Source organism: Stenotrophomonas sp. PAMC25021 (assembly GCF_004795795.1).
Taxonomy (GTDB): domain Bacteria; phylum Pseudomonadota; class Gammaproteobacteria; order Xanthomonadales; family Xanthomonadaceae; genus Stenotrophomonas; species Stenotrophomonas muris.
The window spans coordinates 2,883,722-2,906,245 of sequence record NZ_CP039255.1; the positions used below are offsets into that span (position 1 = coordinate 2,883,722).

Sequence of the window (22,524 nt, forward strand, 5' to 3'; positions counted from 1 at the left end):
CAACGGGGGTATCATCCCCTGTCCCTTCTGCCCATTCATGTAACCCACATCGATGTCCAACGAAGATTTCAAACAGGCCGCCCTCGATTACCACCGGATGTCCCCGCCGGGAAAGATCAAGGTTTCCGCTACCAAGCCCATGCTGACCCAGCGCGACCTGTCGCTGGCGTATTCGCCGGGCGTGGCGTACGCCTGTGAAGCGATCAAGGCCGACCCGCAGCAGGCCAGCGAGCTGACTGCCCGCGGCAACCTGGTGGCGGTGATCTCCAACGGCACCGCGGTGCTGGGCCTGGGCAACATCGGCGCGCTGGCCGGCAAGCCGGTGATGGAAGGCAAGGGCGTGCTGTTCCAGAAGTTCGCCGGCATCGATGTGTTCGACATCGAAGTCGACGAGACCGACCCGGACAAGCTGGTCGACATCATCGCCTCGCTGGAACCGACCTTCGGCGGCATCAACCTGGAAGACATCAAGGCGCCGGAATGCTTCGTGGTCGAGCGCAAGCTGCGCGAGCGCATGAAGATCCCGGTGTTCCATGACGACCAGCACGGCACGGCGATCATCGTCGGCGCGGCGGTGCTCAACGCCATGGCGATCACCGGCAAGAAGATCGAGGACGTGAAGCTGGCGACCACGGGCATGGGCGCGGCCGGCATTTCCTGCGTGAACATGCTGGTGCAGCTGGGCCTGAAGCCGGAAAACATCCTGGCCTTCGACCGCGAGGGCGTGATCCACACCGGTCGTACCGACCTGGATCCGGAAAAGCAGCGCTATGCGCGCGACACCGACAAGCGCACCCTGGCCGAGATCGTCGACGGCGCGGACATTTTCCTGGGCCTGTCGGCGCCGGGCATCCTGACCGCCGACATGGTCAAGACCATGGCGCCGGATCCGGTGATCTTCGCACTGGCCAACCCGACCCCGGAAATCATGCCGGAACTGGCGCGCGCCGCCCGTCCGGACGCGATCATCGGCACCGGCCGTTCGGACTACCCGAACCAGGTCAACAATGTGCTGTGCTTCCCGTACCTGTTCCGTGGTGCGCTGGACGTGGGCGCCACCGCGATCAACGAGGAAATGAAGATCGCCTGCGTGCGTGCCATCGCTGCACTGGCCCGCCGCGCCGCCACCGACATGGGCTCGGCCTATGGCGGTGACACCCCGAGCTTCGGCCGTGAATACCTGATCCCGCGTCCGTTCGACCGTCGCCTGCTGGTGGAGCTGTCGGCCGCCGTGGCCCAGGCCGCAATGGATTCGGGCGTGGCCTCGCGCCCGATCGACGACATGGGCGCCTACCGCGACAAGCTGGCCCAGTTCGTCTACCGCACCAGCCTGATGATGAAGCCGGTCTACGACCGCGCGCGCAGCGACAAGCAGCGCGTGGTGTACGCCGAAGGCGAAGAGGAAGTGGTGCTGCAGGCGGTGCAGAACGTGGTCGATGACGGCCTGGCGCACCCGATCCTGATCGGCCGCCCGGAAGTGATCGAGTCGCGCATCGAACGCCTCGGCCTGCGCCTGAAGATCGGCGAGAACGTTGAAGTCACCAACATCAACGATGACCCGCGCTTCAACGAATACTGGCAGTACTACCATGGCCTGACCGGCCGTCGTGGCGTGACCGTGGCCGCGGCGAAGAACCTGATGCGTTCGCGCCCGACCCTGATCGCAGCAGTGATGGTGGCGCGTGGCGAAGCCGATGCGATGCTGACCGGCATCGTCGGCCGCTTCCACAAGAAGCTAGGCTACGTGCGCAGCGTGCTGCCGCTGGAGCCGAAGGTCACCTCGACCTCGGCGATGACCGGCGTGATCAACCAGCAGGGCGTGTTCTTCTTCGTCGATACCCACGTGCAGGAAGACCCGACCGCCGAGCAGCTGTGCGAAGCGACCCTGCAGGCGGCCTACCGCATGAAGTTGTTCGGCATCGAGCCGAAGGTGGCGCTGCTGTCGCACTCCAACTTCGGCAGCCACGATTCGAAGGACGCGCTGAAGATGCGCCAGGTGCGCGAGCTGCTGCTCAAGCGCAACCCGCGCCTGAACGTGGACGGCGAAATGCAGGGCGACACCGCATGGGATGAAGCGCTGCGCCAGAAGCTGCTGCCGGGCTCGACCCTGCAGGGCCGCGCCAACCTGTTCGTGCTGCCGAACCTGGAAGCGGCCAACATCGCCTACAACCTGGTGCGCGTGTTCACCGATGGCGTGGCGATCGGCCCGATCCTGATGGGCGTGAACAAGCCGGTGCACATCCTGACCACCAGCGCCACTTCGCGCCGGATCCTGAACATGACCGCGATCGCGGCGGTCGATGCGCAGATCCGCAAGCAGCTGGAAGCGGAAAAGAAGGCATAAGCCTTCTTTCCCACTTCCGCTGCCCACGCATTCTTCCTCTACCCCCGCCTTCGGCGAGCCCCTTCAACAAGAAGGGGCTCCTGGTCGGAAGAATGATGGCGCTGGCGCGGCTGGACGTCGGCGCAAGTGAAAACACCGGGCATTGCCCGGTGTTTTCATTTGCCGCAACGGCCGCCGAACCTGCCACACGCGCTACGCCGCCCGGTCATTTCCCTGCAACGCCGTTGCGGCCCAATACGCCCACGCGGCCCGGCCGTGGGAAGGGACCGGACCGGCCTTCCCACCCTGGGCCCGACCAACTTTCATGGGCGAGGGTGTCATGCGTAATCGAGTCACGCGGCGATATTTCCAGCAGCTGTTCGCGCTGTACGCCGGTTTCGTGCAGTCGCGCTGAGGCGTAGAAAGCAGCGAGGTAGAGTCGACCGTTGGTCGACTATCGCGCGAAGCGCGGGGTTTTCGGGGGCTGTACGAAAGTCAGTCGACTAACAGTCGACTCTACCCAGTCGCCCCAATTCCCAGTTGACCAGCCAGTCAGCGCCGCTTGCCGCGGCGTGCAGGGGCCGGCGGCGGTGCATCCGAACGCGGCTTGGCGTACTGGGCCCACAGTGCGGGCAGTGCCTTGCCGGTGTGCTTCTGCCACAGCGCCGGTGCATAGCGGCCATCGCGCAGGGCCGTGTCCAGTGCCAGCACCAGGCCCGGGTGTTCGGCGTCGGCCCATTTCAGGAACGCACCGGTGACCCGGTAGCCGCTGTCGAAGTTCTGGCCCTTCTCGACCTTGCCCGGCAGCGACCAGCCCGCGGCGGCATTGTCCATGCCGTAGCGGTCGCGTGCGTAGTCGGCGATGCCCTCCACCAGCCAACCCGGCACCCGTGCGTCGCCATGGCCCGGATAGCCCTGCACGATGTGCATGGCCTCATGGGTGACCAGGTCGATGTCGTTGGGGTGCTGCGCCAGCCAACCCGGATTGATGGTGATCGTTGCCGCCTGGTCCTTGTCACCGACGAAGGCGATCCCGGTGTAGGCCGGATCGATCACGATGCGCACCATCGATGGCGCGGCCGGGTGGAAGTCCGCACGTTCGCGCAGGTAGGCGAAGTAGAACGTATCGATCACCCGCTTGCGCTGCGGCGCGGCCAGGGCGCCACGGGCGTCCTGGTAGTTCAGCGTCACGCCGTCGCGGGTCAGCTGCGCATCAAAGGCCTGGGTCTGGCCGAAGCTGGAGAAGGAAAGGGCAACAAGGGCCAGAGGCAACAGACGGTAGCGCATAGGGCTCATTGTACGGCGCTGGGCGCCAACAGTTCGATCTCCGCCAGCGGCAGCCGGCCCGGCGCGGCCAGGCGCAGCCGGTACTCGCTGTAACGACCGGGTCTGGCGATGCGGAACGGACGGGTCTGGCGGGCAGACTCGAAGGCTTCGCCGCTGCGCTGGTCGAGCACGGTCCAGTGGCCGTTGCCATTGCGCGCTTCCAGCGTCCATTCGCCGCCCTGGATGCGGCCGTCACCGCTGGTCAGCGTATACATCGTCGGCGTGCCATTGCTCAGGCCGGTCAGTGCGATGGTCGCGCCGCCACCCAGGCCGACGGTGGTGGCCGCATCGTCATCGACCAGCGCCGGCAGGGCGCGGCCATCGGCCAGTGTTGCCTTCGCGCCGCTGCCGAGCAGGTCGTGCAGCAGCTGCGGGCGCTGGCCACGGGCGGTCAGCGAGCGCGGCACGTCATCCACGCCGCTGCCCCAGCGCGACGGCTGCGGGCCCATCACGAAGTCCAGCGTCGCGCCCCTGGCGATCAGCTCGTGCGGCACCCAGGTCTTCGTCCAGGGCGTGCCGTTGATCTTCAGCGACTGCACGTAGACGTTCTCTCGCGAATTGTTGGCCGCGTTCACGGTCAGCACCGCGCCGCCCTGCAGTTCCACCCGCGCGTGGCGGAAGGCCGGCGAACCGATCACATACTCCGGGGCGCCCATGCGCAGCGGGTACAGGCCCAGCGAGGCCAGCACGTACCACGCCGAGGTCTCGCCATTGTCCTCGTCGCCCGGATAGCCCTGGCCGATCTCGCTGCCGACGTACAGCCGCGACAGGATCTCGCGCACGTGCTGCTGGGTCTTCCACGGCTGCCCGGCGTACAGGTACATCCACGGGATGTGGTGCGCCGGCTGGTTGCTGTGCGCGTACATGCCCATGCGCACGTCGCGCGCCTCGGTCATCTCGTGGATGGTGCCGCCGTAGGAACCGGCCAGTGCCGGGTCTGCGGTTTCCGGCGTGGCGAAGAAGGCATCCAGTTTCGCCGCCAGCTTGTCGCGGCCACCGTACAGCGCGGCCAGGCCTTCGCCATCGTGGGCAGCGGTGAAGGCGAAGGTCCAGCCATTGGACTCGGTGTAGTCGTGGCCCCACACGCGCGGGTCGTAGTCCTTCGCGTCCACGCGCCACTGGCCATCGGCAGTGCGGCCCTGGAAGAAGCCGGCGGCCGGATCGAACATCGTCGTGTAGCTGGCGGCGCGATAGCGGAAGTAGTCGGCCTCGGTGCTGTAGCGCTCGCGTGCGGCCGGCGTGGTCGCACGCTTGGCCAGCGCGTCGGCCATGTTGGCGATGCCGAAATCATTGAGTGCGCCTTCCATCGTCCACGACATGCCTTCATGCACGTCCGCGCTGGCGTAGCCACGGAAGGTCGAACGGTCCATGCCCTTGCGGCCGACATGGCGGTCGGGCGGGACCACGCTCGCGTTCTTCAGCGCGGCGGCGTAGGCCTCGGCCGGATCGAAACCGCCGATGCCCTTCAGCCACGCATCGGCGAAGGCCACGTCCGAGCTGGTACCGACCATCAGGTCCGCATAGCCCGGCGACGACCAGCGTGCGATCCAGCCGCCGGCGCGGTACTGCTCGATGAAGCCCTGCACTAGCTGGCCGGCATCGTCGGGCGTGAACAGTGCATAGGCCGGCCAGGTGGTGCGGAAGGTGTCCCAGAAGCCGTTGTTGACGAACACCTTGCCATCGCGCACGCCGGCGTAACTGCGGGTCGCGCTGCCTTCGGTGTTGTCATCGCTGGCGCTGGCCTGGTTGGCGTAGCGCCACTCCGGTGCGGCGGCGCTGCCCACGTTCTCGTGGCCGGAATTCGGGTACAGGTACAGCCGGTACAGGCTGGAGTACAGCGTGGTCTTCTGGTCGTCGCTGGCATCGCCGATGTCGAAGCGGGCCAGGCGCGCGTCCCACGCGTCCTGTGCGCGGCCGGCCACGCTCTCCAGCGTATCGGCGGCGGCGATTTCCAGTGCGAGGTTGTGCCGCGCCTGCTCCACCGAGATCAGCGAGGTGGCGATGCGCATCGTCACCCGCCGCTCGCTGCCGGCATCGAACTTGATGTAGCCGGTCGGGCGCCCGGTGTCGAGGCGGCCGCTGCTGCGCCAGGGCTTGTCGAAGCTGGCCACCACGTACATGCGGCTGGCGCCGTTGGAGAGGCCGCTGCGCGTATCGGTGTAGCCCGACAGCGTCTGTGTGGCGGCATCCAGAGTCAGGCCACCACGTGCATCGACGTTGTCGAACAGCAGGTTGGCGTCACCGCCTTCGGGGAAGTCGAAGCGGAACAACGCGGCATGATCGGTCGGCGCGATGGCGGCAGCGATGCCGTTGTCGAAGCGCACGTCGTAGCGGTAGGGGCGCGCGCTTTCATGGCGGCGATCGAACGACAGCGCGCGCTTGCGGCGGTCGGCCTCCGGCACGCCACGGCTGGCCGAGGGCATCACCTGGAAGGTCTGGCGGTCACCCATCCACGGGCTGGGCTGGTGGCTCAGCGCAAGCGCCTGCAGCTGCGGGCGGTTCTGTGCGTCGTTCTGTTCGTTCCAGCGGTACAGCCAGTTCAGTGCGCCGGCATCGGTCACCGGGGTCCAGAAGTTGAAGCCGTGCGGCACCGCCGTGGCCGGGAAATTGTTGCCGCGCGAGAAGGTGCCGTTGGCCTGGGTGCCGCGGGTGGTCAGCACCCAGTCGGAGACGCGCTGTGGCTGCTGCCGCGGCTGTGCGTCCAGGCGCACGTCATCAATCCAGCCAGAGACCGGCACGCCCTCGGCACTGGCCACCTCCAGCTCGATCGCCACCACGCGGCGGCCCTTCAGCGTGGGTACGTCGCCCAGCCGCACTGCCTTGCGCGCCCACTGTTGCGGGTACAGCGTCTTCGATTCGCCCTGCGCGCGTGCGCCGATCGCCACCCCATGCTGGTCGCGCGCCGCACCGGCCGACACGCGGCTGCCATCGTCCAGCAGCAGGTCCAGCGAGACATAGGTCGAAGCGACGGTGTCCTTGCCGACGATCTCCGGCAGCACCAGCCACGACAGCGTGGTATCGGCCTCGATGGGCAGGTCGGCCTTGAACAGTTCGCGCCGCGCGCTGCCGCCTTCGCTGCTGTAGCGCAGTGCATGCAGGCCGCTGTAGCCGGCGTTGCGCTTGGCCGCGTAAGGCGCCGCAGGGCCGTTGCCGATCGTGACCTGAAGTGCACCCGCGGCCTGCGTCGGGGCAGGTTCGCCGGGCTCGAACGAGGTCTGCAGCCCCTGTGCCAGCACCGGCATCGCAGTGGTCGCACAGGCCAGGGCCAGGGCCAGTGGAAGCAGGGCGCGGCGCGGATCGGACAGGGTCATGCAAGGGTCTCCCGGAAGGGCTGGCGGCGGGCAGAACCCGCATCGGCGGACACCACGGACAGCATCGCTCCGCCCGCCAGGCTGGCAGTGGAAGAGGCGATGCCGGTCCGGTGGGGGCGGGCCATGCGATCGGGTTGGATTGGGTGGGTCGGGGTGCGACCTGGCCCGATCCTGCAACAGCCGTCGCGCGCTGGCAAGTGCCATTTAGTTCGATCCAAATGCGGGAAATATCGCTGGAGTCGATTCTGGCGAGCGAACCTGCCGGAACGACCGCGAAATCCCCGGCGCCGCCGCCGCCCGGCGTGCGGCGGGGAGATGCGAGGCATCGGCGGGAGCGCGCAAAGGCCCGTCGTGGCGCAATGTCGGTGCGGCCCAGATGCTAGAATCACAGGCCTCGCAACCCGTTCACCGACATCCGCCATGAGCCATACCGCCACCGCGCCCGCCAACGCCGAGAAGCGCTACACCGTGCACCGCAGCGATCTGCCGTTGAGCTGCCCGACCCCGGAAATGGCGCTGTGGAACTCGCATCCGCGCGTGTACCTGCCGATCGAAGACGAGCCCAACGGTGAAGCGCAGTGCCCGTACTGCGGTTCCGTGTTCGTGCTGGCCGACTAAACGGCGGCCCCTTCGATGCGCCGATTGACCGTGGTGCAGTTGCTGCCGGCGCTGCACTCCGGCGGTGTCGAGCGCTCGACCCTGGAAATCGCTGCTGCCCTGGTCGCGGCCGGCCATCGTGCACTGGTGGTGTCCGCCGGTGGCCGCCTGGTGCAGCCGCTGCTGGACAGCGGTGCCGAGCACCTCACCCTGGACATCGGCCGCAAGTCGCTGCTGACCCTGCGCCATCTGCCGACCCTGCGCCGCCTGTTTGCCGAGGTCGGTGCGGACATCGTGCACGCCCGTTCGCGGCTGCCGGCCTGGCTGGGCCTGTACGCGATCCGCGCCATGCCCGCCGCACAGCGCCCGCACTGGGTGACCACCGTGCACGGGTTGAATTCGCCCAGCCGCTACAGTGCGGTGATGACCAGTGGCGAACGCGTGATCTGCGTGTCCAATACCGTGCGCGCCTTCGTGCAACGCCACTACCCGACGGTGCCGGAAGAAAAACTGCAGGTCATTCCCCGCGGTGTCGATGTCGGCCAGTTCCCACGCGTAGCACGTGCCGACCGTCGCCCGCGGCTGGCCCTGGCCGCCGATTATCCCTGGCTGGCGCAGGTTGATGGCCCGCTGCTGCTGTTGCCCGGGCGCGGTACCCGGCTGAAGGGCCACGCCCACGCGCTGCAGCTGCTGGCCGACGTGCGTGCCGCCGGCGTGCCTGCGCAGCTGTGGATGCTGGGTACCGAGGAACCCGGGCGTGAGGCCTACGTGGCCGATCTGCGCCGCCAGGCTGCGGCACTGGGCGTGGCCGAGGCCGTACAGATCAGCACGCCTACCGCACGCATCGCCCTGGCCTACGCCGCCAGCGATCTGGTGCTGCAGCTGTCGGACAAGCCGGAAGCCTTTGGCCGCACCGTGGTCGAGGCGCTGTCGGTCGGCCGCCCGGTGCTGGGCTGGGACCACGGTGGCGTCGGCGAACTGCTGCAGCAGTTGCAGCCCGGCGGCGCGGTGCCGCTCGGCGACGCGCGCGCGCTGGGTGAACGTGCGCTGGCCCTGCTGGCGCAGCCGCCATCCTTGCCGACCCGCATCCCGTTTACCCTGCAGGCCATGCAGCGCGATACCCTCCGCCTCTATGCCGATCTCGCCGGCTGACCCCGCTGCCATCGTGCGCGACGACCGCGCTGGGCGCTGGGCGCCCTGGTGGGTGCTGGCGTACGTGGCGATGTGGCCGTTGCCAGGCATCGCCGAAACCGTGCTCGGCCTTGGCGCGCTCTATGCTGCCGTGCGCATGGTCATGCGCCGGCTGCAGCGCCGCCCGCACCTGTTGAGCACGGCGGCGTGGGCCCTGACCTCGATCCTGTTCCTCGGCTACTGGCTGCCACAGGCGTTCTCGGCCATCGATGCGATCGATCCGGCGGCCTCGTGGACCAAGGCTGCCGCCGGACTGCGCTACCTGCCCTTCATGTGGCTGGTGGCGATCGCGGTAGCCACGCCGGAACGGCGGCGGCTGACCTTCGGTGGCCTGGCGCTGATCACCGGCGCGTGGACGCTGGACGCGTTGGTACAGGCGCTGGCCGGCACCAGCCCATGGTTCTGGTCGCTGCAGCACCTGAAGCTGGCCGTAAGTGGCCACGCGCTGTGCCCGGCCGACGAAGCCGCACTGGCCGACCGCCTCAGTGGCGCGCTCGGGCCCTGCAACCTGAAATTCGGCCAGGTACTGGCCAGCCTGTCACCCTTCCTGCTGCTGCCGATGGCGCGGCGTTTCGGCAGTGCGGGGTGGTTGCTGGCCGCCGCCGCACTGGGAGGCGTGCTGCTGCTGGCCGGTTCGCGCGCCTCGTGGATCACCTTTGTGCTGGTGCTGGCCTACAGCGGCCTGCGCCAGTTCGGCTGGAAGCGGCTGCTGCTGCTGGCCCTTGTGGCAGCGCTGGGTACGGCCGCACTGACAGCGGGCGTGCCGCAGCTGCGCGAGCGTGTTGCGCGCACGGCACAGGCATGGAACGAAGACGGGCAGGGCGTTGACGAGGCGCTTTCGGGGCGCGCGCGCATCTGGACGGCGGCGGTGTGCATGATCGAGGAACATCCGGTCAACGGTGTCGGTGCGCGCGGCTTCCGTGATGCGTATCCGGCCTGCGTGTCAGACGAGGGCCCCGCCGTGTGGGGCAATCAACCGGCATTGCACGCCCACCAGATCGTGCTGGAAATCCTGGCCGAGACCGGCGTGCTGGGCCTGCTGCTGTGGCTGGCGGCGGTGGCGCAGGCCTGGCGGGCCTGGCGCTATGCACCGCCGGCGGCGCGTGACCGCGCCCGCCCGGCGATGCTGGCGCTGGCGGTTACCGTGTTCCCGCTCAATACGCACCTGGCGTTCTATTCTGCGTTCTGGGGCGGCCTGACCGTGCTGCTGGCGGCCCTGTTCGCCGGCAGTCTGCTGGCCCGCGAATCGGACGAATCTCCGCCGATGCAGTAGTTGCCAACCTTGGTGGGCTCCCCGGGACCGGCCTCGGTTCATCCGGCGCCAACCAAGGTTGGCGCCACGAGGACGCCGGCCCTTCCACCGCATCCGGCTATTTGTAGAAATCACTCCGGCCGCCGGGCTGGCGCTTGAAGCGGCGGTGGATCCACAGGTACTGGTCGGGGGCTTCGCGCACCATCTCTTCGATGGCCTGGTTGACCCGCGTGGTATCGGCTTCCACGTCCTCGCTGGGGAAATTCTCCAGCGGTGCGCCGATCTTCAGCACGTACTTCCCGCCTTCGCGGCGGTGGAAGTACGGGATCACTGCACAACCGGTCATCCTTGCCAGCTGGTGGGTGGCGGTGATGGTCGAAGCGGTGTGGCCGAAGAACGGCACGAACACGGTGTCCTTGCCACGCATGTCCTGGTCCGGCGCGTACCAGAGGAAGCCGCCCTTCTTCAGGTGGCGCACGGTCGCGCGGATGTCCTCGTTGGCGAACATCGCCTTGGCATAGCGCAGGCGGCCGAACTTCACCGCCCACTCGTACACCGGGTTCTTGTGCTTGCGGTACATGCCGGACAGGTCGACGTAGTCGCACAGCAGGCGTCCGCACATTTCCAGGGTCATGAAGTGGCCTGAGACCAGCAGCACGCCGCGGCCTTCAGCCTCCATCTGCCGCAGGTGTTCCAGGCCTTCGATCCGTACCTGCGGGCGGATGCGGTCGATGCTGCCCCACCAGGCGCGGATGCACTCGAACACGCCCACGCCCAGCGCATCGAAACTGTCGCGCACCAGGCGCTGGCGCCAGGCTTCGTCCTTCTCGGGGAAGCACAGCTGCAGGTTGACTTCGGCGGCGCGGCGGCGGCTGCCGAGCAGGCGCCAGGTGATCCAGCCGACGCCCCGGCCCAGCGCGCGCTGCAGCATCCACGGCAGGCGGGCGATGGCGAAGGCGCCGAACATGGCGGCGAACATCGGCCAGTTGCGCGGATCGCGCAGCGATGGGCGGACGGCGGTGGAGGCATCTGACATGGGGCCATTCTACCAAGGCGGCCGCGTGTCTTTCCCCGGGGGCTCCCGTATCCTTGCCGCATGCGCAAAGACCCTGTCGAATGGATCCTGCGCGGCCTGTATTCGGTCGTGCTCTACATCCTGCTGCCGATCACCGTGTACCACCTGGTCTGGCGCGGTTTCCGGGTTCGTGAATACTTCCGGCGCTGGGATGAACGCTATGCCTCCTATCCGCAGCCGACCGGGCAGCCGCGGGTCTGGCTGCACGCGGTCTCGGTGGGCGAGGTCAATGCCGCCGCGCCGCTGGTCAATGCCCTGCGCCAGCAGCGCCCGGACATCCGCTGGGTGATCACCACCATCACCCCGACCGGCTCCGAGCGCGTACGCGCGCTGTGGGGCGACGCCCTGGACCATGTCTACCTGCCGTATGACGTGCCGGGCAGCGTCAACCGTTTCCTCGGCCATTTCCAGCCCAGCCTGGCGCTGATCCTGGAAACCGAGCTGTGGCCGAACATGCTGTTCGGCTGCCGTGACCGCGGCATTCCGGTGTACATCCTCAACGCCCGGTTGTCGGCGCGTTCGCTGCGCGGCTACCGGTTGCTGGCGGCACTGATCCGCCGCGCGCTGCGCACCGTCACCTGCGTGGCCGCGCAGTCGCAGGACGATGCCGAGCGCTTCGTGCAGCTGGGGGCGGATCCCGGCCAGGTGCAGGCGCTGGGCAACCTGAAATTCGACATCGCCACGCCGGATGTGCAGGGTTTCGTCGAACAGTTCCACGCGCGGGTACCGGCCGCTCGTCCGGTATGGATCGCCGCCAGTACCCATGATGGCGAGGAGCAGGCGGTGATCGACCTGCACCGGCGCCTGCGCCAGCGGCATCCGGAGCTGCTGCTGCTGTGGGCACCGCGACATCCCGAGCGTTTCCCGAAGGTGGAAGCGCTGGCGCGCGAACAGGGCTGGAGCGTGGCGACCCGCCGCGTGGACCAGTGGCCACACGCGGCCACAGACGTGTTCGTCATCGACACCCTTGGCGAGCTGATGCCGTTCTATGCCTGCGCCCAGGTCGCCTTCGTCGGCGGCAGCCTGCAGGCCATCGGTGGTCACAACCTGCTGGAGCCGGCCGCGATGGGAACGGCGGCGGTGACCGGCCCGCACCTGCACAACTTCGCGGAAATTTCCCGGCGCATGCGCGAGGCCGGAGCGCTGCTGATCGGCGAGGACGCGCAGGCGGTGGGCGATCTGCTGCAGCACCTGCTCGACGATGCCCAGGCCCGCGAAGACATGGCGCGGGCGGGATGCACGCTGGTCAGCAATGGCCGCGGCGCGCTGCAACGCACGCTTGCCCTGGTGGCGCCGCACCTGCCACCACCGCGCGAGTGATCGCGGCAGCGCGGAGTCAGCGGCGCTGACGAGCATTGTCGTGATCAACTTCATCAATTCTGCTTAGCGACGATTTTTCTGTCGTTGCTGGACCGACCCTGCCGCTGGCAGCGTGCCTGCCATCACATCGTTGCGCACATTCCACCGATTCTGATTCCGCAGGACGACGCAGGCTGCCAGCCTGCTGTCGACCGCGCTTGGGCGGATATCAAGGGAACTTGCGATGGACGGCGACAGGGGCGGGGACGGCACGGGTGGGGCCGGACTGGGGACGGACCATCTGGCGGTGGTGGCGTTGACACTGTTGGTGGGCGGTAGCGTGATCGCACTGGTGGGCCAGCACACGGCGGCACAGGCAGGCCCCGCCATCGTGCTGAGCCTGTTGCTGGCTGCACTGGGGGCCGGCCTGGTGCTGTGCTGCCTGCAGGATCTGGTGCTGCGGTTGCCGGCGGGCGAGGGCCTGCACGGGCTGCTGGCTGCCAGCTGGGGGCCGCGGGTGGCGGGCGTGTTGGGCATGGCCCTGCTGCTGGAGCTGGTGGCGACCACGGCGGGCGTGGCGCAGTCCATGGCCCTCCATCTGCACACGGTGCTGGCCGCCGAAGGCCTCCAGCCCTGCGACTGGCTGCCGGAACAGGTCACGGCGGCGGTGGGCCTGCTGATGCTGGGCGCGCTGGCATTGCTGCCGCCACGGCGTGTGGTGCTGGTGGCCTGCGCCCTGTTGACGGTGAAGATCGGTGCGGGGGTGTTGCTGCTGGCGCTGGCGGCACGTCATGTGCATTACGCGCACTGGATCCCCTGGCTGCCACCGGCGACCGCGCCGTATCGCTTCGGGCTGGGCGGGGTGCTGGCGGCTGCGGTGCCGCTGCTGGGGGTATTTGCCAGCGTCGGCTTGGCACTGGGCTTTCCTGCGTTGCGCCGCCAGGGCGCGATGTGGCAACCGGCAGTGCTGGCGCTGGTCTCGTTGCTGGCGATGCTGCTGCTGATCGTGCTGGCAGCACTGCAGGCAGGGCTGGTCGAGTTTTCCGCGCTTGCCAGTACCCGGCCACTGTCGGTGGCGCTGGAGATGCATCCGCAATTGGAGTGGATGCTGCCGTTGTTGCCGCTGGCGGGGGCTACGGGCCTGGCCGCCCTGCAGCTGGTGCTGCTGATGCTGGCCTTGCGGCTGGCAACATCGCTGTGGCCAGGGGCGGGTGATGCAGTGGGACGCTCCAGCGGTGTGATCGTGGCGGCGGTCGGACTGCCGGCGGTGATGCTGGTGCTGTGGCTGCCGTTGGGCACCCTGCCGGCGCTGCCGGGTCCGGCAACCCTGCTGGTGATGGCGGCGCTGTGCCTGGCGGTGCTGCGGCGGCGGAATGACATGAGGCAGGGCGCAACCGGTCGCGAACTGGTGCTGCCGATGCTGGCGCCCTTGGCGGCCGCGCTGTGCGTCCTTGCGGCGTTGGAACGCCTGCGGGCATGGCCGGGCTGAGGGTTCGCGGGGCCACGCAACGGGTAGCTGCGGGCGGATGCACCGCCTGCAAAAAAGCCACCCTTGCGGGTGGCTTCTTTGTTGCCGGCAGGGCGACGGATCAGTGCGTGGTCGTTGCCGGATTGCCCGCGTCCTGGGTCAGCAGGCGGTTGACGTCCTGCAGCTCGGCCACGTCCAGCGCACCCAGCGACTGGCTCAGCAGCAGGCGGTTCTGCAGGAAGGTGTAGCGGGCCTGGGCGTAGTCCAGCTGCGCCGAGAACAGGATGCGCTGGTTCTGGATCACGTCCAGCACGGTACGGGTACCGACTTCCAGGCCGACCTGCGAGGCGTCGTACGCGCTCTGTGCCGAGACCACGGCCAGGCGACGGGCCTCCACTTCGCTGATGCCCTGTACCAGGGTCTGGTAGGCATTGCGGGTGTTGCGGTCCAGGGCGCGCTTCTGCTGCTCGTAGCCGTCCTGGGCGATGTCACGCTGGGCCAGCGCCTGGCGTACGCCGGACTGGGTGGCACCACCGGAGAAGATCGGCACGCTCAGGGTCAGGCCGATGCTGTTGGTGCGGGCGTCCGGCGACAGCGAACCGGAACCAGTGCTGTCACCCCAGGTCGCGCTCTTGCCCCAGCTGCCGCCCAGCGACAGGGTCGGGTAATGGCCGCCACGGGCGGCCTGCACGCCAGCCTCGGCGGCGCTGACCTTCAGTTCCTGCGCCTTCAGCGCCGGATTCTGGGTGGTGGCCTGCTGCACCAGCTCATCGATGTTGCCACGGTTGGCCGGCACTTCCGGGCGGAAGTCGGCCGGCAGCCCACGCAGGTTGGTCACCGGCTGGCCGGTCAGTTCGGTCAGGGCCTGGTAGTTATCGGCCAGGGTGTTCTGCGCAACGATGGTGTTGGCACGCGCCTGGTCGTACTGGGCGCGTGCTTCGTGCACGTCGGTGATCGGCGCCAGGCCCACTTCCAGGCGCTTGTCGGCGAAGTCGAACTGCTTCTTCGCGGCCGCTTCATTGGTCTGTGCGGCATTCAGCGATTCGATCGCCACCAGCACGTTGAAGTAGGCCGCCGAGGTGCGAACGATCAGGCTGTCGTTGGCCGAATCGAGGGTGAAGTCCGCCGCCTTGCTCAGCTCGCGCTGCGAACGCAGGTTGTTGATCTGGGTCCAGTTGAACAGCGTCTGGCTGCCGTCGATCGTGTAGGTGCGGCGCTTGTTGGTGAACGAGCCGGAGTTGGCGTCGGCGTTCGGCTCACTGCGCGTGCGGTTCAGCTGGGCCTGGCCGTTGATCTGCGGCAGCAGGGCGGCGCGCGCCTGCACGGCGCCTTCCTTGTCATACAGCCGGGTCGATTCGGCGGCGGACAGCTGCGGATCGCCATTGCGCGCCATTTCGTAGACCTGCAGCAGGTCGGCGGCATGGGCGGACAACGGCAGCAGGGCAGTGGCCAGCGCAACAGCGAGGGATCGGCGGATCATTGCGGCTTCCTTGGACTCAGAGGTGGAACTGGGGGGCCGGGGCGGCACCACGCAGATAATCGATATCGGTCTCGAACAGGGACTCGCTGCTGCCGTCGGCCTTGACCAGCAGGGCCTCCATCGCCGGCGAGCGGCCGTGGATCACGAACAGGCGACCACCCGGACGCAGCCACGAGGCGAACTGTGACGGCACCACGTCGACCGCACCAGTGACACAGATCACGTCAAAGCGGCGTTCGGTCTGCCAGGACAGGGCGTCGGCCACTTCCACGCGGACGTTGGTGCCCAGGCCGGACGCGTCCAGGCGGGCGCGCGCGGCGGCGGCCAGCTCCGGGTCGATTTCCAGGCTCAGCACGTCGCGCGCCAGCGCGCCGATGCAGGCCGACAGGAAGCCGCTGCCGGTGCCGATTTCCAGCACTTCGTCACCCGGCTGCAGGTCCAGCGCCTGCAGGGTACGGCCCTCGATGACCGGCTTCATCATCTTCTGGCCATGGCCGATCGGCAGTTCGACGTCGGCGTAGGCCAGTGCCCGGTGTGCATCGGCGACAAAAGCCTCGCGCGGCAGGCGGGCCAGGACGTCGAGCACCTTGATGTCCAGCACGTCCCAGGGACGGATCTGCTGTTCCACCATCAGTTCGCGGGCGTGGGCGTAATCAATCGTCATGAGGTTCAAATCCAGCGCAGTGGGCCGGCCATTTTACCGGTGCCGGAGGCCGGCGGCGCGCCCAGAGCATCAGCTGCCGGGTGGCCGGGGTCGCAGTGCCGGAAGTCATCGCGACCTCCGGTTCGTTCAGTTTTGGTTATTCAGACGTCCCGGCCCCTCGCGGCGCATAGGCGCGCAGGAAGAAGTCGATGCTGGCAGTCACGTGGGCAAGAGGGTCGCATTCCACCGGTGACAGTGGCATGCCGCACATCATATGCATGTGCACTTCACCCTTGACCAGGGTCAGGAACTGCTCGCCAGCCAGCGAATAGTCGGTGATTTCCAGCTCGCCGCGCTCGGCGCGTGCCCGCAGGAAGTCAGCCAGGGCCTCGCAGGTACGTTCCGGTCCTGCCTTCCAGAACAGCTCGCGCAGGCGTTCGTCGGTCTCCGGCGCCATCATCATGCGCTGGATCGAGATCGCCGCATCGGACGTGATCAGTTCGAAGAAGGCCAGACCGATGCCGATCAGCTGGTCGCGCAGCGGGCCGTCCGCGTCGGCCACGAACAGGGCATCGGGCAGCATTTCAATGCACTTCGACTGCACGGCCTCGGAGAACAGGGTCTCCTTGTCGCCGAAGTGGCTGTACACAGTCAGTTTCGAGACGCCGGCCTGAGCGGCGATGGTGTCCATGCTCACGCCGGTATAGCCCTGTTCGATGAACAGTGTCTTGGCTGCTTCAAGGATCGCCGCGCGCTTGCCGAGGTCCTTGGGGCGCCCGGGTCCGGCGGCCTTGGCAGCGGGCTTGGCCGACGGCTTGCGGGAAGTGTGAGAACTCATCACCACAATACTAGACCAAGCGGTTCGATATTTATACTATACCGGCCGGTTTATTAAATTGGGCCGGCAGTCGCGGCTCCCCCCTTAGTTGCAACCCTGCGTTTTCAGGACGTTGACCGATGAAGATCGTGCGCTGGATGGGCGGTATGGTGTGGATGGCTGCGCTGGCAGCCTGTTCGGGACAGGAACAGGCGCCCCAGGCGGCCGTTCCGGTGCTGGTGGTTCACCCTGGCGAGCAGGCCGGGCAGGCGCCGGCGGCGTTCCCGGGCACGGTGCGTGCGCGGCAGGAAAGTCCACTGTCGTTCCGCGTTGGCGGCAACCTGGTCAAGCGCCACGTCGATGCCGGGCAACGGGTGAAGAAGGGCGACGTGCTGGCCGAGCTGGACGTGGCCGACTTCGCGCTGCAGGCCCGCGCCTCGCAGGCGCAGCTTGCTGCGGCCGAAGCCGATCTGGTGCGTGCCCGTGATGACCTCAAGCGCTACCAGGTGCTGGCCGACCAGCAGCTGGTCAGCCGCTCGCAGCTGGACCAGCAGTCCGCCGCCTTCAAGGCCGCGCAGGGCCAGGCCAACGCCGCCCGCGCCAACCTCGATGTGCTGCGCAACCAGGCCGACTACGCACAGCTGCGCGCGCCGTCCGATGGCGTGATCGCCAGCCGCGAGGCCGAAGCCGGGCAGGTGGTGTCGGCCGGCCAGACCATCTTCAACCTGGCCGCCGATGGCGGGCGCGAAGTGCTGATCGACCTGCCCGAGGCCACCATCCGCGACTATGCGGTGGGCCAGCCGGTCGAGGTGGAGCTGTGGAACCGTCCTGGCCAGCGCCTGCCAGGCACGATCCGCGAGATCGCCGCTGCCGCCGATCCACAGGCACGCACCTATGCAACCCGGGTCAGCCTGCCCGCCGATGCGCTGGCCGATGTCGAACTGGGCCAGAGCGCGCGCGTCTACAGCAGCGCCGGCCGCCACGGCACCCTGCAGCTGCCGCTCGGTGCGCTGCAGCGCGGTGCCAACGGTGCCGCCAGCGTGTGGGTGGTCGATCCGGCCAACAGCACGCTGAAGGCCGCGTCGGTCACCACCGGTGCCTATGGCAGCGAATCGGTGCCGGTGCTGTCCGGCGTGAATGCGGGTGACTGGGTGGTCGCTGCCGGCGGACACCTGTTGCGTGCCGGCCAGCCGGTGATCGCCGTGGACCGCCAGAACCGCCCGGTGCTGAAGCCGGCCACGCCGGCCGCTGCCGCCAAGGCCAAGGAGTAAGCCGGTGCGCCGCTTCAATCTTTCCGAGTGGGCGTTGTCCAACCGCCCGCTGGTGCTGTTCGCGATGCTTGCCTTCGCGCTGATCGGCGCATGGTCGTACAAGCATCTGGGCCAGTCCGAGGATCCGCCATTCACCTTCAAGGCGATGGTGGTGCGCACGCTTTGGCCGGGCGCCACCGCCGAACAGGTCTCGCGGCAGGTGACCGAGCCGATCGAGAAGGCGCTGATGAACACCGGCGAGTACGAGTTCATCCGCTCCTATTCGCGCCCCGGCGAATCGCAGGTCATCTTCATGGCGCGCGACAGCCTGCGTTCCAAGCAGATCCCGGACCTGTGGTACCAGGTTCGCAAGCGCGTGGGCGACATCCGTGCGACGCTGCCGCGCGAGATTGTCGGCCCGTTCTTCAACGATGAGTTCGGCGACACCTACGGGAACATCTATGCGTTGACCGGCAAGGGCTTCGACTACGCGGTGATGCGCGACTACGCCGACCGCATCCAGCTGGAACTGCAGCGCGTACCCGATGTCGGCAAGATCGACCTGGTCGGCCTGCAGGACGAGAAGGTGTGGATCGAACTGTCCAACACCCGGCTGGCAACGCTGGGTGTGTCGATGCAGCAGGTGCAGCAGGCGCTGGCCGACCAGAATGCGATCACCGGCACCAGCTTCTTCGAGACCGCCACCGATCGCGTGCAGCTGCGCGTGACGGGCCAGTTCAACGACATCGACGCCATCCGCCAGTTCCCGATCCGTGCTGGCGACCGCACCGTGCACCTGGGCGACATCGCCGAGGTCAAGCGTGGCTTCGCCGATCCGGCGTCGCCGAAGATGCGCTTCATGGGCGAAGAGGCGATCGGCCTGGCGGTGGCGATGAAGGATGGCGGTGACATCCTCAAGCTGGGCGCCAACCTCGACGCCGAGTTCGAGCGGCTGCAGAAGACCCTGCCGGCCGGCATGCAGCTGCGCAAGGTGTCCGACCAGCCGCAGTCGGTGGAGGAGTCGGTTGGCGAGTTCGTGCAGGTGCTGACCGAAGCGGTGGTGATCGTGCTGCTGGTCAGTTTCTTCTCGCTGGGCCTGCGCACCGGCCTGGTGGTGGGCGTGACCATTCCGCTGGTGCTGGCGATGACCTTCTTCGTCATGCATTACTTCGACATCGGCCTGCACAAGATTTCGCTGGGCGCACTGGTGCTGGCGCTGGGCCTGCTGGTGGACGATGCGATCATCGCGGTGGAGATGATGGCCACCAAGATGGAGCAGGGCTTCGATCGCCTGCGCGCGGCCAGCTTCGCCTGGGAATCGACCGCGTTCCCGATGCTGACCGGCACATTGATCACGGCAGCTGGCTTCCTGCCGATCGCCACGGCGGCATCGAGCACCGGTGAATACACCCGTTCGCTGTTCCAGGTGGTGACCATTGCACTGGTGGTGTCGTGGATCGCAGCGGTGCTGTTCATCCCGTACCTGGGCGACAAGATGCTGCCGGACCTGTTCAATCCGCAGCCGCCGAAGCCCGGCAGCCTGTCCGCGCGTTGGCTGGCCAAGCGCCAGCAGTGGGCCGACCGCTATCCGGCGCTGGCCAACCTGATCGCACCGCCGCAGCATGGGCACGACCACGATCCCTACCAGCGCCCGTTCTACCGCAGCTTCCGGCGCTTCCTCGACGCCTGCCTGCGCCTCCGCTGGTGGGTGATCGCCGCGACCGTCGCCCTGTTCGTGTTCTCACTGGTGATGTTCCGCTTCGTGCCGCAGCAGTTCTTCCCGGACTCGACCCGGCCGGAACTGATGGTGGACATCGAGCTGGCCGAGGGGGCGTCGCTGCGCTCGACCCAGGCCCAGGCCGAGAAGCTGGAGAAGCTGCTGTCCAGCCGCGAGGGCATCGCCAACTATGTGTCCTATGTGGGTACCGGTTCGCCGCGCTTCTACCTGCCGCTGGACCAGCAGCTGCCGGCGACCAACTTCGCCCAGTTCGTGGTGCTGGCCAAGGACATCAAATCGCGCGAAAGCACCCGTGACTGGCTGCTGCACGAGGTGATTCCGAAGTTCCCGGACGTGCAGATGCGCGTGACCCGCCTGGAGAACGGCCCGCCGGTCGGTTATCCGGTGCAGATGCGCATCTCCGGCGAGCACATCGAGAAGGTGCAGGCGATCGCGCGCCAGGTCGAGGCCAAGGTGCGTGAGAACCCGCACGTGATGAACGTCAACCTGGACTGGAGCGAGCCGAGCAAGGTGGTGCGGCTGGTGATCGACCAGGAGCGTGCCCGCGCGCTGGGCGTGAGCAGCGCCCAGGTCAGCCAGTTCCTGGCCAGTTCGCTGGCCGGCCAGTCGGTGAGCGTGTATCGCGAAGGCAACCGCCAGATCGAGATGCTGCTGCGCGGGCCGGCCGATGAGCGCAACCAGCTGGAGCTGCTGTCCAGCCTGTCGATGCCGACCGCCAACGGCGGCAGCATCACGCTGTCGCAGGTGGCGACGATGGAGTACGGCTTCGAGGACGGCATCATCTGGCACCGCAACCGGTTGCCGACCGTGACCGTGCGCGCCGACATCAGCGATGGCATGCAGGCGCTGGACGTGGTGCACCAGATCGTGCCCACGCTGGATGGCATCCGTGCCGAGCTGCCCAGCGGCTACCTGCTGGAAACCGGCGGCACCGTGGAGGACTCGGCGCGCGGGCAGAACTCGATCAAGGCCGGCATGCCGCTGTTCCTGGTGGTGGTGGCGACGCTGCTGATGCTGCAGCTGCGCAGCTTCTCGCGTGCGGCGATGGTGCTGGTGACCGCGCCGCTGGGCATCATCGGTGCGACCCTGTTCCTGCTGCTGTTCCGTGCGCCGTTCGGCTTCGTCGCGCTGCTGGGCACGATCGCGCTGGCGGGCATGATCATGCGCAACTCGGTGATCCTGATCGACCAGATCCAGCAGGACATCGATGCCGGGCATGATCGCTGGCATTCGATCATCGATGCCACGGTGCGCCGCTTCCGCCCGATCGTGCTGACCGCGCTGGCGGCCGTGCTGGCGATGATTCCGCTGTCGCGCAGCGCGTTCTATGGCTCGATGGCGATCTCGATCATGGGTGGTCTGATCGTGGGTACGGTGCTGACGCTGGTGTTCCTGCCGGCGTTGTACGCGGCGTGGTTCCGGGTGAAGCCGGACGAATCCGGGGCGTAATGCCCCGGGTTCTGCGGCTGCACCCATCCACGCATGGCGTGGATGGATCTGCTCGCGGAATCTGCCTTCTGTAGAGCCGAGCCATGCTCGGCTGCGCTATGCGCTATGCGCGATGATGGGATGAGTCGAGCATGGCTCGACTCTACAGAAGCACCCACGCATGACGTGCATCTACAGCAGCGGATCGTTGCCATGGTAGGTGCCAACCTTGGTTGGCACTGCAGCATGCATCCACGCATGGCGTGGACTGATCTGCTCGCGGGATCTGCTTTCTGTAGAGCCGAGCCATGCTCGGCTGCTCTTCGCTCTTCGCGCGATGATGGGATGAGTCGAGCATGGCTCGACTCTACAGAAGCACCCACGCATGGCGTGGATCTACTGCAGCTGCAGGCCGATCCGCAGCACTGGCAGCAGCCACTCGACGAACACCTGCACGCGCAGTGCACGGTGTTGCCGATGCGGTTGCAGCAGGGTCACCGGCAGCGGCTGCGCCGCGTACTGCGGCATCACCTCCACCAATGCGCCTGACTGCAGCTCGGCCTGCACGTCGTAGCGCGGAATCTGCAACAGCCCCAATCCCGCCACGCAGCACGCGATCGAGGCCTCGGCGCTGTTCACGCGTACCCAGCCGGGCATCGGCAGCGTGCGCAGCTGGCCGCCATCCTGCCATTCCCACGGTTCCACCCGTGCCGTGGTCGGCGATGCGTAGTTCACCGCGCGGTGCTGCTGCAGGTCGGCAGGGTGCTGCGGCATGCCGTGCTCGCGCAGGTAGGCCGGCGCGGCCACGTTGACGAAGTCGAGCTGGCCCAGCGTGCGCGCCACCAGGCTGGAATCGCCCAGCTGGCCGACCCGCAGCACCGCATCGCAGCCGTCTTCGATCAGGTTCACCGCGCGGTCGGTCATGCCCAGGTCCAGTTCCACCTGCGGGTAGCGCGCGAAGAAATCCGGCAACGCCGGGGCGATGATGCGACGGCCGATGCGGCTGGGTACGTCGATCTTCAGCAAACCGGCCGGTTGCGCGTCGTCCTGCCGGAACAGCGACTCGGCGTCTTCAACCTCCGCGATCAGGCGCAGGCAGCGGGCATGGAACACGTCGCCGTCATGGGTGGTGGATACCCGTCGGGTCGAGCGCTGCAGCAGGCGGGTGCCAAGCCGCTGTTCCAGCTCGGCAATCGCCGCCGAGACGGTCGAGCGGGGCAGGCCGAGCTGGTCGGCAGCACGGGTGAAGCTGGCGCATTCCACGACCCGGGTGAAGATGCGGAAGCGATCGATCCGGTCCATTGTTCGCTGGTCCTGGAAAGTTAA

At 67.7% G+C, this 22,524-nt stretch carries 15 protein-coding genes; 8 read left to right on the plus strand and 7 right to left on the minus strand.

The features are described from left to right. The first annotated feature begins 52 nt into the window (after positions 1–52). Entirely contained in the window at positions 53–2,344 is a 2,292-nt protein-coding gene (locus tag E5790_RS13530; RefSeq protein ID WP_014648356.1) for an NADP-dependent malic enzyme, read from the plus strand. A 531-nt stretch (positions 2,345–2,875) separates the two neighbouring features. On the opposite strand, the gene E5790_RS13535 is transcribed toward E5790_RS13530, so the two are convergent. Both E5790_RS13535 and E5790_RS13540 read right to left on the minus strand, forming a co-directional pair. Next, a complete protein-coding gene (locus E5790_RS13535; RefSeq protein ID WP_032959489.1) occupies positions 2,876–3,619 on the minus strand; it encodes a basic secretory protein-like protein in 744 nt (247 codons plus the stop codon). Further along, positions 3,616–6,960, minus strand: a complete 3,345-nt coding sequence (locus E5790_RS13540; protein ID WP_111205471.1) for a GH92 family glycosyl hydrolase — start codon at positions 6,958–6,960, stop codon at positions 3,616–3,618. Before E5790_RS13540 ends, E5790_RS13535 begins: the two co-directional genes overlap by 4 nt. Before the next feature lie 420 nt (positions 6,961–7,380). Between E5790_RS13540 and E5790_RS13545 the strand changes: the two genes are divergently transcribed. From E5790_RS13545 to E5790_RS13555, 3 genes are read left to right on the plus strand one after another with little or no spacing between them, the layout of a single operon-like run. Next, complete coding sequence (locus tag E5790_RS13545) at positions 7,381–7,578, plus strand: zinc-finger domain-containing protein (RefSeq protein ID WP_005410967.1); 198 nt, start codon at positions 7,381–7,383, stop codon at positions 7,576–7,578. A gap of 15 nt (positions 7,579–7,593) precedes the next feature. Then, entirely contained in the window at positions 7,594–8,709 is a 1,116-nt protein-coding gene (locus E5790_RS13550) for a glycosyltransferase (protein ID WP_014648352.1), read from the plus strand. Further along, complete coding sequence (locus E5790_RS13555; RefSeq protein ID WP_111205472.1) at positions 8,690–10,021, plus strand: O-antigen ligase family protein; 1,332 nt, start codon at positions 8,690–8,692, stop codon at positions 10,019–10,021. Before E5790_RS13550 ends, E5790_RS13555 begins: the two co-directional genes overlap by 20 nt. A 97-nt stretch (positions 10,022–10,118) precedes the next feature. Here E5790_RS13555 and E5790_RS13560 read toward each other — a convergent pair whose 3' ends face one another. Next, on the minus strand, positions 10,119–11,036 hold the full coding sequence (locus E5790_RS13560) for an LpxL/LpxP family Kdo(2)-lipid IV(A) lauroyl/palmitoleoyl acyltransferase (RefSeq protein WP_014648350.1): 918 nt from the start codon (positions 11,034–11,036) through the stop codon (positions 10,119–10,121). Between the two features lie 60 nt (positions 11,037–11,096). On the opposite strand from E5790_RS13560, the gene waaA reads away from it, so the two are divergent. Next, positions 11,097–12,395 (plus strand): lipid IV(A) 3-deoxy-D-manno-octulosonic acid transferase, encoded by a 1,299-nt coding sequence (waaA, locus tag E5790_RS13565; protein WP_014648349.1) that lies wholly within the window; start codon positions 11,097–11,099, stop codon positions 12,393–12,395. A gap of 223 nt (positions 12,396–12,618) precedes the next feature. Beyond that, a complete protein-coding gene (locus tag E5790_RS13570; protein ID WP_136191765.1) occupies positions 12,619–13,863 on the plus strand; it encodes an amino acid transporter in 1,245 nt (414 codons plus the stop codon). Between the two features lie 100 nt (positions 13,864–13,963). Here E5790_RS13570 and E5790_RS13575 read toward each other — a convergent pair whose 3' ends face one another. The 3 genes from E5790_RS13575 to E5790_RS13585 form a co-directional block, all read right to left on the minus strand. Then, complete coding sequence (locus tag E5790_RS13575; protein WP_014648347.1) at positions 13,964–15,322, minus strand: TolC family outer membrane protein; 1,359 nt, start codon at positions 15,320–15,322, stop codon at positions 13,964–13,966. A gap of 16 nt (positions 15,323–15,338) precedes the next feature. Further along, positions 15,339–15,986, minus strand: a complete 648-nt coding sequence (locus E5790_RS13580; protein WP_014648346.1) for a protein-L-isoaspartate O-methyltransferase — start codon at positions 15,984–15,986, stop codon at positions 15,339–15,341. A gap of 136 nt (positions 15,987–16,122) precedes the next feature. Beyond that, positions 16,123–16,803 (minus strand): TetR/AcrR family transcriptional regulator, encoded by a 681-nt coding sequence (locus tag E5790_RS13585; protein ID WP_111206945.1) that lies wholly within the window; start codon positions 16,801–16,803, stop codon positions 16,123–16,125. Between the two features lie 119 nt (positions 16,804–16,922). Here E5790_RS13585 and E5790_RS13590 point away from each other — a divergent pair, with 119 nt between their 5' ends. Together E5790_RS13590 and E5790_RS13595 are read left to right on the plus strand one after the other, a co-directional pair. Further along, positions 16,923–18,053 (plus strand): efflux RND transporter periplasmic adaptor subunit, encoded by a 1,131-nt coding sequence (locus E5790_RS13590; protein WP_032958176.1) that lies wholly within the window; start codon positions 16,923–16,925, stop codon positions 18,051–18,053. Between the two features lie 4 nt (positions 18,054–18,057). Next, entirely contained in the window at positions 18,058–21,219 is a 3,162-nt protein-coding gene (locus E5790_RS13595; protein WP_111206944.1) for an efflux RND transporter permease subunit, read from the plus strand. Between the two features lie 375 nt (positions 21,220–21,594). On the opposite strand, the gene E5790_RS13600 is transcribed toward E5790_RS13595, so the two are convergent. Then, on the minus strand, positions 21,595–22,500 hold the full coding sequence (locus tag E5790_RS13600) for a LysR family transcriptional regulator (RefSeq protein ID WP_014648342.1): 906 nt from the start codon (positions 22,498–22,500) through the stop codon (positions 21,595–21,597). Positions 22,501–22,524: the final 24 nt, after the last annotated feature.